Origin of the sequence: Microcoleus sp. w1-18aA5, from assembly GCF_036701705.1 — a bacterium.
In the GTDB taxonomy this organism is placed as follows: domain Bacteria; phylum Cyanobacteriota; class Cyanobacteriia; order Cyanobacteriales; family Microcoleaceae; genus Microcoleus.
Genome location: NZ_JAUPTE010000004.1, coordinates 96,002 through 113,940 on the forward strand (window position 1 = coordinate 96,002; position 17,939 = coordinate 113,940).

7 protein-coding genes and 1 tRNA gene are annotated in these 17,939 nt (G+C 45.2%); 7 read left to right on the top strand and 1 reads right to left on the bottom strand.

What is annotated here, in order from left to right:
* Positions 1-71: 71 nt before the first annotated feature.
* The 6 genes from Q5691_RS02740 to Q5691_RS02765 all read left to right on the top strand — a co-directional run bounded on the left by Q5691_RS02740 (position 72) and on the right by Q5691_RS02765 (position 9,576).
* Positions 72-533 carry a tRNA (cytidine(34)-2'-O)-methyltransferase gene (locus tag Q5691_RS02740; protein WP_333210165.1) on the top strand — a complete coding sequence of 154 codons (462 nt, stop codon included), beginning with the start codon at positions 72-74 and terminating at the stop codon, positions 531-533.
* 582 nt (positions 534-1,115) lie between these two features.
* Complete coding sequence (locus Q5691_RS02745) at positions 1,116-3,578, top strand: peptidoglycan DD-metalloendopeptidase family protein (RefSeq protein WP_333210163.1); 2,463 nt, start codon at positions 1,116-1,118, stop codon at positions 3,576-3,578.
* Positions 3,579-3,716: 138 nt separating this feature from the next.
* Positions 3,717-3,789: transfer RNA gene (locus tag Q5691_RS02750), tRNA-Met, on the top strand.
* A gap of 126 nt (positions 3,790-3,915) precedes the next feature.
* Positions 3,916-4,515 carry a peroxiredoxin gene (locus Q5691_RS02755; protein WP_015178160.1) on the top strand — a complete coding sequence of 200 codons (600 nt, stop codon included), beginning with the start codon at positions 3,916-3,918 and terminating at the stop codon, positions 4,513-4,515.
* 112 nt (positions 4,516-4,627) lie between these two features.
* Positions 4,628-5,167: a redoxin domain-containing protein gene (locus Q5691_RS02760; RefSeq protein WP_333210162.1), complete on the top strand. Its 540-nt coding sequence runs from the start codon at positions 4,628-4,630 to the stop codon at positions 5,165-5,167.
* A 359-nt stretch (positions 5,168-5,526) separates the two neighbouring features.
* Entirely contained in the window at positions 5,527-9,576 is a 4,050-nt protein-coding gene (locus Q5691_RS02765) for a hypothetical protein (RefSeq protein WP_333343865.1), read from the top strand.
* 108 nt (positions 9,577-9,684) lie between these two features.
* Here the strand turns inward: Q5691_RS02765 and Q5691_RS02770 are convergent, their stop codons facing one another.
* Positions 9,685-12,153, bottom strand: coding sequence for an ATP-dependent Clp protease ATP-binding subunit (locus Q5691_RS02770; protein WP_333343866.1), 2,469 nt, complete (start codon positions 12,151-12,153; stop codon positions 9,685-9,687).
* A gap of 446 nt (positions 12,154-12,599) precedes the next feature.
* Here Q5691_RS02770 and Q5691_RS02775 point away from each other — a divergent pair, with 446 nt between their 5' ends.
* Complete coding sequence (locus Q5691_RS02775; protein WP_333343867.1) at positions 12,600-17,939, top strand: AAA family ATPase; 5,340 nt, start codon at positions 12,600-12,602, stop codon at positions 17,937-17,939.

A 17,939-nucleotide genomic window follows, 5' to 3' on the forward strand; every position in this document is an offset into this window, starting at 1 on the left:
TAAGGTATATCTACCTGTGGGTAGTTTTATAAATTTCCCAAGAGCTGTATTTTTCGCTTTTAATTAGCTTCATGCCCCAACTTGTCTTGATTCACCCGCAAATCCCCCCGAATACTGGCAATATCGCCCGCACTTGCGCTGCCACAGGCACGGAACTGCATTTAGTTGGCCCGCTGGGGTTTGAAATTAGCGATCGCTACCTGAAACGGGCCGGCTTAGATTACTGGCCCTACGTCAATCTCCAGTGCCACGAAGACTTAGCGGCTTTTGGGGCCTATCGGGACCAGCGCGGGGGACGAGCGATCGGATTCAGCACTGGCGGGCGATGCAATTACGCGCAATTCCAATTTCAGCCCAGCGACTGGCTAATGTTTGGCTCGGAAACTGTAGGCATTCCCCAATTCGTCTTGGATGCCTGCGACGCCACAGTTTTTATTCCGATGAGCCAGCCTGGAGTCAGGAGTTTGAACCTCTCCGTCAGCGCGGCTGTGGGTTTATTTGAGGCTAAACGACAGTTGGGGGAGCTGGGATAAATCATTATCAACACATAAATATATAGATATTTAATAGCTGCCGGAGGCTGGCAAAGCTGCATTTAAATATAAGAAATTTGTATCAAAGGGGTGAAAATCTAGATAGCCGACATTAATATATTTTATTCAGTCAAAAACAGATTGTTATCAGCAACACAAAATTACTCCCAAGATGATTCAGCAACAAAAACAGAGGATTTTAGGGATTTAGGGCGTGAGCGAGTACCAGCTTGGGTCTGAACACTATATCTAGTAAATATACGGTTGTAGGTTGTCCGGAAATTAGCCTAAAGTTTGATAATAGGTGAGAGTTCAGAGCCTTACCGGAACGAAGATTTTATGTATTCGTTCCAGCTATTACGGTGTAAGGCTTGTGGGGTTAATTGCAGCAGGTTTGACCGAGAATTTTAAAATTTCTGACGGTTTGAGCTTGTCTAAATTAAAAAAGCAAGGTAATCTGGCCTAAGCATGATAGCTGTCAACAATCAGAATATTTTTGCTTGTTGATTTAAACTCAGCGTCATGCGATCCCCTTGAGTGTTTCCAAGGACAGTTAGCGCTTCTCAGTAGGAGGTCGTTTTTTTGAAACGAACATATCCCCAAATTAAGCCTGTTCAGGCTAGTGAAATCGACAGAGACGGTTCTGCGGAACCATCCAAACAGACAACGCTCAGCACAGGCAGAGTTCGCTCTCTCGCCACGATCGGGCTGGCAATATCGGTAGGTGCTTCTGGCATCCTGCTACCGAGAAATGGAGACAGCGCTCGCGCGTCTGAACTCGCACCGACATCAGAATCCACCGCTGAAGTACAGCCAGTATCGGCCAACGGGCCCGCTACGTCGGCACAAGTTGACGGTTCCAGGGCCGAACAGCCCGGATCACCTTATGAACCCGCGACGGTTAAGGTGCAGGAGGGGCAAAGCCTTTGGGAGCTTTCTCGGGATTATGAAGTTGAACCGTTGGCACTAGCAACTGCCAACGACATCCAACCCGATACCATACTCCAAGTTGGCCAACAGCTCAGAATTCCGACTGCGACGGAAGCCACACCACAACAGAACGCCGGCTATAGCACATCGGCTTCGCTAGATCGCGCAGCGACGGTCAATCCCGAACAAGAGTTAAATCTGACTGGCTCCGAGCCATTGGATAGTGCAGCCATGACAGCGCTGCCATCAACCGCAGCGACCCCGCTGGTCACGACGGTACCGGAACAAAGTTCGATCGAGATCCCGAATGCAGACGGGGCGATCGACAGTTTGAAAAAACAGGAAAACCGCACCACAGAATCGGGTCGAACTATGTTCGGGTCGGAGGGGGGAGCAAATTTATCTACACCTGCGGCATTTTTGCCGGAGTCAGCACCGACGCTGACCTCCCCCGGATATGCAACTGGGACCACTATTCCTGACCTCGATGCCACACCTGTAATTCCCAATTCCGGGGGAGGTCAAGTAGCATCGCCCGATCAAGCATTAGAGTCAATTGAACAGTCTTTGGCAACACCCACTGTGCTAGTCCCCCCTGCGGGAAGTACCGCCGCGCCGGCTGAGGTTCTCTACAGCGTGCGTCCGGGAGATACGCTAGATGCGATCGCCAAAGGTCACGGCGTATCGCCCACAGATCTGATCTCCGTCAACAAGCTCGGCAACCCCAACTTGCTGAATGTCAATCAACGGCTGAAAATTCCCCAAGTTGGGTTTAAAAATCCAGGGGTGCAGGCGGCAGCCTCTTATTCTGCCTCCAACTCTACATCTGTCTGGGCGGCGAGTTCGGTTCCCGCATCTTTGAACCCCAGCTCGTCTACCTCGGAAATAGCCGGTGCTGGCGTTGCAGCACCCGCGCCCAAAGTGCCTGTTGTCTCTCCGCTGGAGAACCTGGAAGGTCTGAACAATATTTCAGCGCCGATGGTTCCTCAAATTAACAGCATTCCGCTGACTCAAGTTTCCCAAACCATTAGCGATCCACGGAAGCTGGATCTTCAAGGCGAACCAACATTTACAGGTGCAGTTGACACCAGTGCCCTGCCCTCGCCAGCCAGTGCAACTGCTACCGCCATCGCTACGGGAGAATACCCGCAGCCGATCAGCTTCGTGGCAAATACTAGCGCCCAGGGCTCAAATGCGGAGCCAACTAGTGCTGTACCAGAGTCGAAATCGGAGCCTCTCCCTACCGCAGAAGCTCTCAACCCTTATTCCGAACGCTTGAGGGCAGAAGTTGTCAGGCTGCGAGAGGAATATCGTGCCTCGCGCAATTCGATCGGCGCCAATGCGGTGTCCTTGGCTCCAAATGACGGGTCCTCGGTCAACCCGTCTGAGGATATGCCAAGTGCCAATCCCTATCTTTACACCCCCGACTATACTGAGGCGGTGCAAAATGAAATCAGCAGACCGCCATCGAGAGCCTGGTCTGAGCAGGTTCAGAAGCAGCAGCAAGAGCGTTTAGACCCCGCTCGCGCAGCGGAACTGCAACCGATCAACCTGACGCCGAACTCTGCTGGGCAGCGGCCTGTGGTAGCAACTGCTCCTTTGGGAGCCGACGGTTACGATCCCCTAAGCAACCCGTCTTTGGGACGCATGGTTTCTCCAGAACTGCCTCCGCTTTCGAGCCCTGATACTTATCTGCCTAACGGCAAACAACAGTCGGCTAACCAGTTTATTTGGCCGTCTAAGGGCGTTCTGACTTCTGGCTACGGCTGGCGTTGGGGACGGATGCACAAAGGAATTGATATTGCAGGGCCGATCGGCACGCCAATTGTGGCAGCATCAGACGGGGTGGTTACCTATGCTCAGTGGAACGACGGCGGCTACGGGTATCTGGTGGAAATTACCCATCCTGACGGCACTGAGACTGTCTATGCCCACAACAGCCGAATTTTGGTGCAAAAGGGTCAGAGAGTCGCTCAAGGGGAACAGATTTCAGAAATGGGCAGCACTGGCTTCAGTACCGGGCCGCACTTGCACTTTGAAATTCATCCCGCCGGACAGGGTGCTATCAACCCAATGGCTTTACTGCCCGACGATGCCTCCAGCGCTTCTCGGTAACTACTGGTCGGAAGTTATGGGTTTTGAATGATTAGCAAAACTCATAACTTTTACTGGAAGTCATTAGAAATTGTGTTGCTTGAAAAGAGAACATAGCTAGCCCTACCGTGCTACGATAGTAAATCGTGAAGTAGATTTGGCTCAGTGGCGCAGTGGTTAGCGCAGGGGACTCATAAGCCCAAGGTCGCAGGTTCAAATCCCGCCTGAGCCATTATTTAATCCAAAAAATTGCGCTCTCAAATTTGAGAGCGTTTTTTTTTGGTTTCTCTAGAAGATACTTGTAGTCGTTATGAGTATGATATATTTGTAACAGTTCGTAAAAAAGGAAACAAAATCTATGACCAGTGAATGCCTCCGGGTTGGTCAAGCTGCACCCGATTTCGCAGCAACAGCCGTAGTGGATCAGGAATTCAAGACAGTTAAACTGTCCGACTATAAAGGCAAAAAGTATGTAGTCCTGTTCTTCTACCCCTTGGACTTCACCTTTGTGTGCCCGACTGAGATTACAGCATTTAGCGATCGCTTCGAGGACTTCAAGAAAATCGATACCGAAATCCTCGGCGTATCCGTTGACAGTGAATTCTCTCACCTCGCTTGGATACAAACAGACCGCAAATCTGGCGGTGTTGGCGACCTCAACTATCCCTTAGTTGCTGACCTCAAAAAAACAATTAGTTCGGCCTACAACGTCCTCGACCCAGAAGCAGGTATTGCCCTTCGAGGTCTGTTCATCATCGACAAAGAAGGCATCATCCAACACTCTACTATCAACAATCTTGCCTTCGGCCGCAACGTGGACGAAACTCTCCGAACTCTGCAAGCTATCCAACACGTCCAGTCTCACCCCGATGAAGTTTGTCCCGCCGGCTGGCAGCCCGGTGACAAGACCATGACTCCCGATCCTGTCAAGTCTAAGGTATTCTTTGCTGCGGTTTAAGCAGATTATATGTGTAGGGACACGGCGCTGCCGTGTCCGTACCCGCAGAGGCATTTATTTAAGCGGATTTTTAATTACCAATTAGCAATTAGCAATTACCAAATTAGGAAATATGCTGACTTCTACTAATTTTAGCGGCTTGTTAAATGAGCGGTTTTTCCAAAATTTATTGCCTGTTCCGGCGAGTAATGTTCTGAAGCTGGGACAGAGGACGCCAGATTTTGAATTGCCGGATATTAATAATGGCAAATTGGTGCGGCTGTCGAATTATCGGGGCGATAAGCCGGTAATTCTGGCTTTTACGCGGATTTTTACTGAAAAGCAATATTGCCCTTTCTGTTTTCCTCACATTAAAGCTTTGAATGAAAACTGGGAAAAATTTGCCGATCGCAATATAGAATTATTGATGGTTGCCAGTACCGACGATCGCCAAAGCCAAATTGTGGTTAGAGATTTAGGCTTGAAAATGCCTCTGCTTTCTGATCCAGGCTGTCAAGTTTTTCGGGCTTATCAAGTCGGTCAGGCTTTAGGTGCTCCTTTGCCTGCTCAGTTTGTTTTGGATGCAGATGGAAAACTCCTCTTCAAACATTTGTTTTCTTTCATAGACCACAATGCTAGTGTGGACACTTTGTTGAAATATGTCGATCGGTAAGAAAACCGCTGCTGTGTCCTAATTTGGATGGAGTTTTTCACCGCTGATGTACGCTGGTTTAGGCCCATCAGCGGGATTTTTTCACCGGTTGACCAAGAATTTCTTGATGGTACCCGCCACGTGATTTATCCGTGGAATCAATCCAAAATCTAAAATCTAAAATCCTCAAGCCCCCGCCTTTATCTCGCGCAAGTCAATCTAAAATCTAAAATCTAAAATCTAAAATCGATTGACACTGGCTGCGACAGCTCTTTAGTAATAAATACTTATTGTGCCAATTTCGATGGCGGAATGTTGCCATATTGGCTCGACATTAATCTAGGCTATAGCTTGAAGGTAGCTAGTACAAGTTTAAGCCAATGTCGTCTCCCAAAGATCGATCGAGCAAAATTGAATTGAGCGTCTTAGCCTCGCATCCTGAGTTGTTGACAGGTTTAGATGCGTGGCTGCGGCTAGGTTTACTTTCGCCCGCTGAGGTTGAGGAATTGTGCCGACAGTATTTAGTCTGCCCAATCAGAGAGCCCGCTGTAGATTTTTCTGAAATAGAAAACCCGCGAGATCCTATTGCCGAGCCAAAAGTACCTGCCTTATCAACGCAAAAAGCAGTACCTAGCAGCCGAGAAAGCGTTGCTAGACCCACAGAAACTACTCAAGCCCCTAATTTGATCGCTCAAATTTTGCAATCGCTAATGGCAGAAATTAGCGTGGTGTGGCTGTTGTTTTTAGGAGTGTTCATGGTAGTTGTCTCCTCTGGAGTCTTAGCTGCCAGTCAGTGGGAAAGATTTCCTGCCGCCGGACAATATGGAGTTTTATTAGCTTATACTTTAACCTTTTGGGCGATTAGCAGTTGGGCAAACAGACAGCAGAATTTGCACTTGACTGCTCAAACTTTGCAAGAAGTGACGCTGTTGCTAGTGCCGATCAATTTTTGGGCGATGGATACTTTTGGATTGTGGCGGTATCCTTGGGATTGGGCGGTAGCAATCGCAGCGGCACTTATTTTGACTTGGATAACTGCCCGGATTATCAAATATCAATATCAAAGCTGTTCAGGAACAAACATCGCTCGATCGATCGCCCTAAATCACTTGGGATTGAGTTATTTGCATTGGGGTTGGGCATTGGCAGGCTTTTCCCTTACTGCGGTTTATGTGGGTACAGTGGGGACTGCTGCTACTACAGTTTATCAAGTTCAGCAACAACGATTGCAATCTATCCAACGTGGGGGAAATACTGAAACATTCCCCGCTGCTTTCAGTTTGAGCCGAGATTTTCTGACTTACAAAAAAGCAGCTTTAGTAGCTTATTCGTTAGGAATTTTACTGGGTCGAGCGATATTTGTCAAGGATATAAATATCGCTGAAATGGGTTTAGCTTTGGCGATTTGTGGCGTGCTTTTAGCATGGCTAGATTGGCAGCAACCCCGGCCATCTGGGACTATTGAAAACAATATATCCGACCTGCCAAATTCCAGCAACTTTTTTAAATGGCAATTAGCGGGAATGGGTTTGTTGGGTTTGGGGTGGCTGGTTTGTTTTCGGGACATTCCGCTACAGGCGATCGCAGTTAGCGGATTGGCGGTTTGGTTTTTTTATAACCGTTTAGTGCGGTTTTGGCAAGAGTTTGATTTGGTAATGCTTGAAGTGGTGGGACTTCAGAGTATTTGGCTGTTTTGGCGAGTGCTTCCTTTAGGGATTAAGACACAAGTTGTGGCATTTTTAACTCAGCTTACAAACTCTCAGGAAACTCCTTGGGCTTTTTGGGGTGTTTTACTGTTGCCTTATTTAATTTTAATGGTAAGTGCGGCCGAGTGGCTCTACCGCAAGCGAAAGTTTCAACTTGCCAGTTTTGGCGAAAAGGTTGCTCTCGGTTTGGGGAGTGTTTTAACTGTTATTAGTTTTGTCAATCCGTTTTGGCGATCGCTCAATTTATTAGTCTCTACTTTAATTTTAGGTTGGATCACTTGGAAATACTTAATTCCCAATAATTCCCGGCGAGTTTCGAGGCAGGCTTCGGCGGCTGAACAACAGGGAAATCCGGAAATTTTGGTTCCCATAACTCACATTATGGGTTTAGGGGCGATCGCTTCGGCAATTGACCTATTTTTCCCAAGTCTGACACCAAATATTTGGTCAGCAATATTATTGATGTTTATGGCTAGTGAATGGGTATTTTTTGTCTGGATGAAAGCGGCAAATTCCCAAGAAAACTCTGCCTTTTTACGCAGGCATCCTGCATGGTTCCAAAGTTCCTGGTATCTGGGCTTAGTATTAGCAGGATTTAGCTTTGTCTTGTTGCAAAATTATGTAATTGCGGGTACTGCCACTGATCGCCCTCAGTGGAGGTTGCTCTGGCTGGCGACTCCTTTGGCTTTGACTGCTGTTGCTAAATATACTGAGGTTCCTCACAAAAAAGTTGCCAGTACCTTTAGTACGATCGCCCTAATATTTGCACAAATTCTAATTTTTATTTTTCCGGGATATCGGTTAATTGGTTTGGGTTTGGCCGCCGGATTAATGTTCGTCAATACTTACTATTTAGTCGAGATACCAGCGGCTGCAATTGGAGTGGGATTTGGCTTGACTTTCGTAGCTGCGGCGATCGATCAATTAGGTTTTGTGTCGGGTTGGGATTGGGGAATTGCCGGGGCGATCGCTCTTTTGTGTCTGTGGTTACTTCGCAGCATGATTGTTCGTTTTTCCAGCCGTTTACCTGAGTCTTCTCAATTAGCTCAAATTTACGATCGAGCTTTAGATGGGTGGGCAATCTTACTTGCAGGCTTACTGTTGACAACTATTACTTTTTATTCCTTTGAACTCTACGCAGCCAGTAGCTTTAGTTTTCCGCCCTCTACTGAAGTTTTGGCTGCTATTTTGGTGATAATGGCTGCGATTATTTTCCGAAGTTTACGCCAACTTTCCCCTCTGGCAATTTATGCTTTGGCTTGGAGTTTGGAGTTGTTGACAGCAGTGGGTTTGAGTTTGGTAGAACAAAATACTATTAATCTGGCAGTTGCTAATATTGCTCTCGGATTGTTTACGCAATTGTTGGGGGATTGGTGGCGGCGCCGACACCCCGATTCAACAATTTTACCTAGCATTCATTTTATACCTTTGGTTTACGGCGTATTGGGTTTAACTTTCCGATCGCACACTTTTGCAAATTGGACTGGTTTAACTGTGTTGGGTGCGTCTTTAATTGCGATCGGCATTGGTAGGCGGGAGCCAGAATTCAAACCTTTGGTTTATTTAGGATTAATTGGCGTTTCCGTTGCTGCTTACGAATCGCTACTATATCAACTTTTTCAAGCAGCAGGAGGAGCTTTTGGCGACGGCTTAATTGTCCTGGCAACTCTCGGCACAACATTAACATATATCTATCGCATTTTATCTCCTTGGCTCAGCAATTATTTACATTTAACTAATGCAGAGTTAAAAATATTTGCTCACCTGCACTGGGTTTTGAGCAGTTTGCTGCTGATTTGGGCTTCTGCCGATGATATTAAGTCCGGCCTCAGTTTAGGATTAGTCACTGGTGCTTTATTAGTTCAATACGCTTTCTTGCAAGGGCGAAATAATCTCGATCGCCAATGGGGAGAAATTTGGATTTACTTGGGCTGGCTAGAAGCCTTTGGCATCCGGCTTTATTGGATCAATACGCCTTTAGTTAAGTATATTTCCGGGCCGCTGGGGCCTTGGAAAGTTGCCCTCGCTTCTCTATTAGCTTATTTCATTTACATTTTGCCTTGGGACAACTGGGGTTGGTCAAAAAAACCTTGGCAGGTAATTGCTTCGCTGATTCCAATAGTTACTATTTTAGAAAGTCCGGCTAAGTTTTATCCGATTAGCTTACTGATAGCTGCTACTTTGTATTTTTTCCTGGCTTGGGAAAAGGAGGAAGTCCGTTTTACCTATGTGAGTGTGGCAATAATTGACTGGATAATGCTGCGGTGGTTCTGGCAAATAGGATTGACTCAGCCAGAGTTTTATGTTACTCCTTTAGGACTTTCTTTACTTTACATTACTCAATTCGATCGCACTCTCAAATTACCAGCAGAAAAACCGCTGCGCCACACTCTGCGAATAATCGCAACTGCGCTGATTTGCGGGATGCCTCTTTTGACTCAACAAAGCCACGGTTTAGTTGCGGGGGCTTTTAGTTTGGTGGCTATTGCAGCGGGTTTGGCGCTGCGAGTTCGGGCGTTTTTGTTTGTGGGAACGGGAATTTTTTTAATCAATGTTTTTTATCAGTTGGTGGTTCTGATTTTCGATTATCCGCTGATTAAATGGGCGATTGGTTTAGCTTTTGGCATTGCGTTTATCTGGATTGCTGCTACTTTTGAAACTCGGCGCGATCGCATTTCTGCTTTTGTGCAGCATTGGGTTGTGCAATTACAATCGTGGGATTAGATTCGTCGATAAGTTGCATTTTTTTTACGGGTATTATTTAATTAAAAACCCGGTTTCTCAAAGAAACCGGGTTTTTAATCAACAGTATTTATCCGTTGGTAGAGTGCATTAATGGCTTAATGCGAACTCTGGCAATTTTGGCTCAGATGAACCATCGGGCACTACCTTAACCTGACCGTTTTCATCCACATCAACTATTGCCTTTTGGCCGTCTTTCAGCTTCCCAGACAGCATTTCCTCAGCCAGTACATCTTCCAACAACCGCATGATGGCGCGGCGCAAAGGTCGAGCACCGTAGCTGGGATTGTAGCCTTCTGTAACTAACAAGTCCTTGAACCGGTCTGTCACCGACAAAGTAATACCCTGTTCGGTTAAGCGGCTGAAGACTTGCTGCAACATAATGTCCGCAATCTGCTTGACTTCTTCCCTGTTCAACTGGCGGAAGACGATAATCTCATCCAAGCGGTTGATAAATTCGGGACGGAAAAACTGTTTCAGTTCTTCGTTTACCAGGCTGCGAACGCGGTTGTACTGACCGTCTGCAGCACTTTCAGCAAACTCGAAACCGAGACCGCCGCCGCCTTTTTCAATCACTCGCGAACCAATGTTGGAGGTCATGATCAGCAGTGTATTCTTAAAGTCTACTGTCCGACCTTTGGCATCGGTCAAGCGGCCGTCTTCCAAGATTTGGAGCATCATGTTGAAGACATCCGGGTGAGCTTTTTCGATTTCGTCGAACAAGATGACTGTGTAAGGACGACGCCGGACTGCTTCTGTTAGTTGACCGCCTTCATCGTAGCCAACGTAACCCGGAGGCGAACCGATGAGTTTAGAAACCGTGTGGCGTTCCATAAATTCGGACATATCTAACCGAATCATGGCTTCTTCGGAACCGAAGAAATAAGTTGCCAGGGCTTTTGTAAGTTCGGTTTTGCCGACGCCTGTGGGGCCGGAAAAGATGAAACTGGCGATCGGGCGATTCGGATTTTTCAAGCCTACCCGCGCGCGACGGATAGCCCTAGAAACTGCGCTGACAGCTTCTTCTTGACCGATCAAACGCTGGTGCAAAGTATCTTCCATGTGCAGCAGCAATTCCGATTCGGATTCTGTCAGCTTGCTGACTGGTACTCCCGTCCAATTAGCCACGATGTGGGCGATGTCTTCTTCGGTGACAATGGGAGAAGTTTTGAGTTGGCTTTTGTTGATCGTAGCTTCGGCGATTTCGGCTTCAATCTCTAATTCGCGATCGCGCAATTTTCCAGCTTTGTCGAACTCTTGCTCGCGCACTGCTGCATCTTTTTCTTTTGTTACTGCAGGCAGTTGCTTTTTGAGCTCTTTAACTTCGGGCGGGGTTTGTGAATTCATCACACGGACGCGGGAACCTGCTTCGTCAATTAAGTCGATCGCCTTGTCTGGCAAAAACCGATCGTTAATGTACCGGTCTGACAGTGTGGCCGCTGCTTCTAAAGCTGCGTCGGAAATTGTCAGTCTGTGATGCTGTTCGTAAGCCGATCGCAACCCGTACAATATTTCTATTGTTTCAGCCACACTCGGTTCACCGACTTTGATCGGTTGGAAGCGGCGTTCTAAGGCAGCGTCGCGCTCGATGTGTTTGCGATATTCATCCAAGGTAGTGGCGCCGACACACTGCAATTCGCCTCTAGCAAGGGCGGGTTTGAGCATATTGGAGGCGTCCATGCTGCCTTGAATTGCGCCTGCACCGACTAAGGTGTGAATTTCATCGATTACCAGAATGATGTTGCCGGCAGCACGAATTTCTGCCATGATTTTCGTCAGGCGTTCCTCAAATTCGCCTCGGAACTTTGTACCAGCAATCAGCGAACCCATATCGAGGCTGATTACTTGTTTATCTTCTAAAATTTCCGGGACGTTTCTATTAACAATCCGCTGGGCTAGGCCTTCGGCGAGGGCTGTTTTGCCGACTCCCGGTTCGCCCACTAAGACTGGATTGTTCTTCGTGCGGCGGCCGAGCACTTGGATTACACGCTCAATTTCATTTTCGCGGCCTACCACGGGATCGAGTTTGCCGGCTGCGGCTAACTTGGTCAGGTTTGTGCCAAATTCTTCTAAAGTCGGGGTTTTGCGATCGCCGCTATCTCCCCTACCTCCGGGTACTGCAGCGACTTCTCCCACGGCACGAATTACCTGCGTGCGGACTCTCTGGCGATCGATTCCCAAGTTTTGCAGCACCTTCGCCGCCACCCCTTCATCGTCCTGAATCAGCCCCAGCAGGATGTGCTCGGTGCCGATGTAATTGTGGCCTAACTGCCGCGCTTCGTTCAGCGCCGTCTCAAAAATGCGCTTAACGCGGGGCGTAAAAGGAATTTCAGGCGGGAGGAACCCAGAACCTCTACCGATGATATTTTCGATTTCATTGCGCGCCTCTTTCAAGTTGAGGCCCATATCCAGTAATACTTTTGCAGCGATGCCAGTGCCTTCGCCGACGAGTCCCAGAAGAATTTGCTCGGTGCCTACAAAATTGTGACCGAGGCGTCGCGCTTCCTCTTGGGCTAGCATGATTGCTTTAATGGCTTGTTCTGTAAAGCGTTCAAACATATTTTTTCTATCCTACTGTCTGTCTTGGCGAGGGCTGTATCGCTGCTGGTGAGGAGCGATTTGGAACACTACACAAATTATAGATGTAAATTTTTGTGTATTTCCTTCTTTAACAATGTATCTTGCTAAAGGGGTAGGGACAGTGGGGAGAGCCGAATAGTAGGGGTGTGGTTGCCGTCCGCTGTCGATCGGATATTAATTGAGAATAATAGTAGCAAAATGGCTTGATTCCATGAATACTATCACTTTATCTATAAATAGATTCTTGTCCGAGTAAATAAAGCTTGATTTTTGTTTGCCTAAGTACATAGTTGAATTAAGCATATAACAGTTGCCATGTCAAGACTTTTGACGGTTGAGGATGCTCGTTCCGTCAGCCAACAGCCAACAGTCAACAGCGAACAGGGACTAGAATCAGATATATTTTCAACTCTGAGCAGAACTCCATGCAATTTCTCTCGCAATACCAAATCCACTCTACTCTCCACGAAGGTATCGAAACAATTATTTATCGAGGAAAAATCCCCACCCAGCAGGAGACAACTGTACTCAAAATCCTCAAAGCTGAATATCCCACCCTCGATGCAATTACCCGGATCAAGCACGAGTATCGCATTCGCCAACATTTAGACCATCCGGGCCTAGTTAAAGTCCTTAGCCTAGAAACCTTTGATAACCGTCTCGGCTTGCTTTTAGAAGACTTTAATGGCGAATCTCTCGATCGCCTGATGTCCAGACAAAAGCTCGAAGTTATCACGTGTTTGAGGTTTGGTATTCAACTCATAAAAACCTTAGAATATCTGCATCTTCAAAAAATCATTCATAAAGATATTAAGCCTAGCAATATCATCCTCAACAGCCAAACAGGAATTATTAAACTGACAGATTTCGGGATTGCTTCACGATTGTCCAAAGAAACTCCCCAAATTAATAATATTAACTCGATCGTCGGTACTTTTGCTTATATGTCTCCCGAACAAACCGGGAGAATGAACCGCACTCTTGACTACCGCACAGACTTTTATTCTGTCGGAATCACTTTATATGAAATGCTGACAGGTCAATTGCCATTTATGAGCAACGACCCTTTAGAAATAGTTTACAGTCACATAGCTTCTCAAGCAATTTTACCGCATCAAATTAATTCAGAAATTCCACCAGCAATTTCACAAATCGTGATGAAATTGATGGCAAAAAATGCCGAAGATAGATATCAAAGCGCAGGCGGATTATTAGCCGATTTAGAAATTTGTTTAAATCAGTTAGAAACTACAGGCAAGATAGTCGATTTTACCCCTGGAAACTTAGATATATTGAGTCAGTTGTTGATTCCTCAAAAATTGTACGGTCGGGAAGCACAAGTCAGCGAACTATTGGCAGCATTTGAACGTGTAGCAAATCCCTGCGAGGAAATTTCTTCCTCTTCCCAAATTGAACTGATCCTAGTGTCGGGTTATGCAGGTATAGGCAAATCTGCCGTAGTTAGCGAAATTCAAAAACCCATCACCAGACAGCGGGGTTATTTTATTTCAGGTAAATTTGACCAATTCAAGCGGAATATACCTTACGCATCTTTAATTCAAGCTTTTCAATCTTTGATCCAGCAGTTACTTGCCGAAAATAACAAAAAATTACAAGATTGGCAACATAAACTTTTAGCCGCACTAGGCGATGCCGGACAAGTAATTATTGACGTGATTCCCGAACTAGAATTGGTAATAGGCAAACAGCCTGCCGTTGCGGAACTTGCCCCCACAGAAGCACAAAACCGCTTTAACAGACTATTCAAAGAATTTATCCACGTATTCGCGCAAAAAGAGCATCCCTTAGTCATATTTATCGATGACTTGCAGTGGTCAGATTCAGCAACCTTGAAATTAATGGAATTGCTGGCGACTGACCCCGATAGCAAATATTTACTATTAATTGGAGCCTATCGAGACCATGAAGTTAGCTCTACACATCCTTTAATGCAGACAGTAGAGTACATTCAACAAACGGGGATTATTCTTAACACTTTAGTGCTGGAACATCTTTCTTTACCCCAGGTGACTGAGTTAATTTCTGAGACATTGAATGACTCAGAAAGAATTCAACCTTTAGCGGAGCTAATTTGGAATAAGACTGGTGGGAATCCTTTTTTCTTGACGCAATTACTCAACACTCTTTATCAAGAAAAACTTTTGAAATTTGACTTTGCCAAGCTGCTGTCTCCCGCAAGAAGAGGGGAGTGGCAGTGGAACATTGAGGAGATTCAGGCTATTGGCATCACAGATAAGAGTGTAGTTGAACTGGTAGCCAGTCGGATCCAACAACTGCCAGAGATTACACAAGAAATTTTGAAATTGGCGGCTTGTGTTGGAGACAGTTTCACTCTAGATGTTCTCTCTACTGTCAACGCAAAATCTCCATCAGTCACTGCGACTGAACTCTGGGATGCTTTGCAAGCGGGGTTAATACTTCCATTGAATGAGAGTTACCTCATTCCTTTATTTTTAGATGGAGAAGCAGGAGTTAATTTAACTTTCGATTCTTCGCGAGTCAGCTATAAATTTTTGCACGATCGCGTCCAGCAAGCTGCATATTCGCTGATTCCTGATTATGAAAAGAAAGCCACTCATCTTAAGATAGGTAAATTGCTACTTAAAAATACGCCCGCCGATCAAGTAGAAGAGAAAATTTTTGATATTATCAACCAGTTGAATGTAGGAATTGATTGTCTCAGCCTGCAATCCGAAAAAGATGAGTTAGCAGGATTAAATTTAATCGCTGGACATAAGGCCAAAGCAGCTAATGCTTATGAACCCGCTGTTAAGTATTTGAATGTGGGAATTTCCTTATTACCACCTGATAGCTGGGATCGCAACTATAGCATGACGCTGCGGTTGTATGTAGAGACACTGGAAGCGGAATATTTAAACACCAACTTCGCTCAAGCAGAAAATTTGGCGGAAGTGGTTTTGCGATCGGCTAAAAACCAGCTTGACAGAGTGAAAGTGTATCAGCTCAAGATCCTATTTTATCAGGCTCAAAGCCAGATGCTAAAAGCTGTTGAAACAGGTCTAGAAGTGCTGGAAATCCTGGGAGTCAACCTCTTAGATAAGCAGACCATTGCAGTGCCAAAATTGCCGCGAATTGAGGAATTAGCCAATCTGCCAGTTATGACAGATCCTTATCAACTGGCAGCTATGGAAATCCTGACAGCCCTCTATCCTCCTGCTTATATTGCCAAACCTGAAATTGTGTCCTCCCTCGTCTTGACTATGGTCAATCTTTGTATTGATCGCGGTCATTCACCATTAGCTAGTTTTCCCTATACTCTTTATGGAATGATGCTGTGCGGCATCGAAGGCGACATCGAAGCTGGCTACTACGCTGGATTAATAGCTTTAAAGCTGCTAGAACAATTTAATGCTAGCCAACAGAAAGCTAAGGTTTATGTAATGTTTAATGCTCATATAAGAATCTGGAAAGAGTCTACTAAAAACACACTTAATTCATTTCTAGAAGGGATGAAGTTTGGTGTAGAAAATGGTGATTTAGAATGGGCGGTTTATAATTTTATGCACTATATTACTAATTTAGTGTTAGTGGGAGAACAGTTAGAATATGTCGAAGAAAAACAAAGCGTTTGTATGGAGTTTTTGCAAAAAAATAAACACGAATTTGCCATAGGTTATGCTCAAATTTGGCAAGTAACTGCTTCAAGCTTAAGAAGCAAAACATCAGAGCAAGTACGATTAGTTAGCGACAGGTTGGATGAACCTGCTGTGATGTCCCGTTGGCAGAAAGAAAATAATCGAATGTCGCTGTTTGCAGCTTATGTTGCTAAATTGATGCTGCTTTATTTACTTAAAGATTATGCTGCGGCTGTGGCCAGCGGTAAATTAGCGGCAGAATACGCAGATGGGGCGATCGGCTTAATCACTGTTGGGGTACACAATTTCTACTATTCGCTGGCTCTCCTCGCTCACTATCCTGACAGTGACAATAAAGAAGCATACCTAGCTATTGTTAACTCTCATCAGCAAATTATGCAAAAGTGGGCCTACCATGCACCCATGAATTATCAGCACAAGTACGAGTTAGTTGAAGCTGAGAAAGCTAGAATTTTCAGCGATAAACTTCTTACAGCAATGGATTATTATGACTTAGCTATTAAAGGAGCGGCTGCTAACGGTTACATCCAAGAAGAAGCATTAGCATATGAATTAGCTGGAGAGTTTTATCAATCTTTGGATAAAGAGATAATTGCTCGAACTTATCTGACAAAAGCTTATTATGCCTATATCCGCTGGGGAGCTATAGCAAAAGTTAAATACTTAGAATCCCGTTATCATTATTTAGTCGATCGCCATCAATACCCAATACATAAAAATGTTATCAGCACTGCCCAAACTACTATTAACAATAGTTTGGTGCTGGATTTTTCAACAGTTGTTAAAGCATCACAAGCTGTTTCGAGCGAAATTATTCTCAGCCGCTTGCTAGAGAAACTTGTACAGCTTGTCAAGGAAAATGCAGGCGCTCAAAAAGTATTATTTCTTGCCAAGACAGGTAATCAATTATTCATAGAAGTTGGACTTACCGGTCAGTTTAATGATCTAACCGTGTTACCATCTCTCCCGATTGCCGAATCGGATATCCTCCCAATTTCCTTGATTAACTATGTAGAAAGAACGCAAAAATACTTGGTTTTAGATGATGCTACCCGATCCGAGCAATTCCAATTTGACCCTTATATTGCGGTCAATCAACCCCTATCTATCCTAGTATTGCCAATTATCCATCAAGGCAACCTTACGGGAATTTTTTACTTAGAAAATAATTTAACCAAAGGTGCTTTTACTAGCGACAGGCTAGAAATTTTGGCAATCCTGTCTGCACAAGCCGCTATTTCTCTAGAAAATGCTCGTTTTTATAGTATTCTGGAAACGCGAGTAGCCCAAAGAACTGAGAATTTGCATACTGCATTAGAAGAACTTCGCCACACTCAATTGCAGCTAATTCAAAGTGAAAAAATGTCCAGTTTAGGGCAAGTTGTCGGGGGAGTGGCTCACGAAATTAATAACCCGATTAACTTTATTTATGGAAATTTATATTATACCAATGAATACGCGGAAAACTTACTAAATCTACTACGTTTATACCAAAATAATTACCCAAATCCCGGACCAGAAATAGTAAATTTAACCGAGCAAATTGATTTAGATTTTTTGATGAATGATTTCACTAAAATGATAGATTCAATGAGAGTGGGTGCTGCGAGAGTTCGCGATATTGTGTTGTCGCTGCGAAACTTTTCTCGGCTAGATGAATCAGATAGGAAATGGGTGAATCTCCACGAAGGTATCGACAGCACGTTGATGATTTTGGATCACAAATTAATTGATATTCAAGTGTTCAAGGAGTACGGCAATTTGCCTTTAGTGAACTGCTATCCGGGAGAAATTAATCAGGTATTTATGAATGTACTGACTAATGCTATTGATGCTTTGTATCACGAAAAAAGAGGGAGGGAAGTTGACTCGACAATTCAGATTTGCACTGAAGTCGCCGAAGGAAATCAAGTAGCAATTCGCATTGTAGATAATGGTGTGGGGATGAGTTCGGAGGTATTGGGTAAAATATTTGACCCGTTTTTTACTACTAAAGAGGTAGGTAAGGGGACGGGTTTGGGATTGTCTATCAGTTATCAAATTGTGGTAGAACAGCATGGAGGAAAGTTAATTTGCAAGTCGGAACCTGGAGAGGGCAGCGAGTTTACTATACTGCTGCCGTATTGA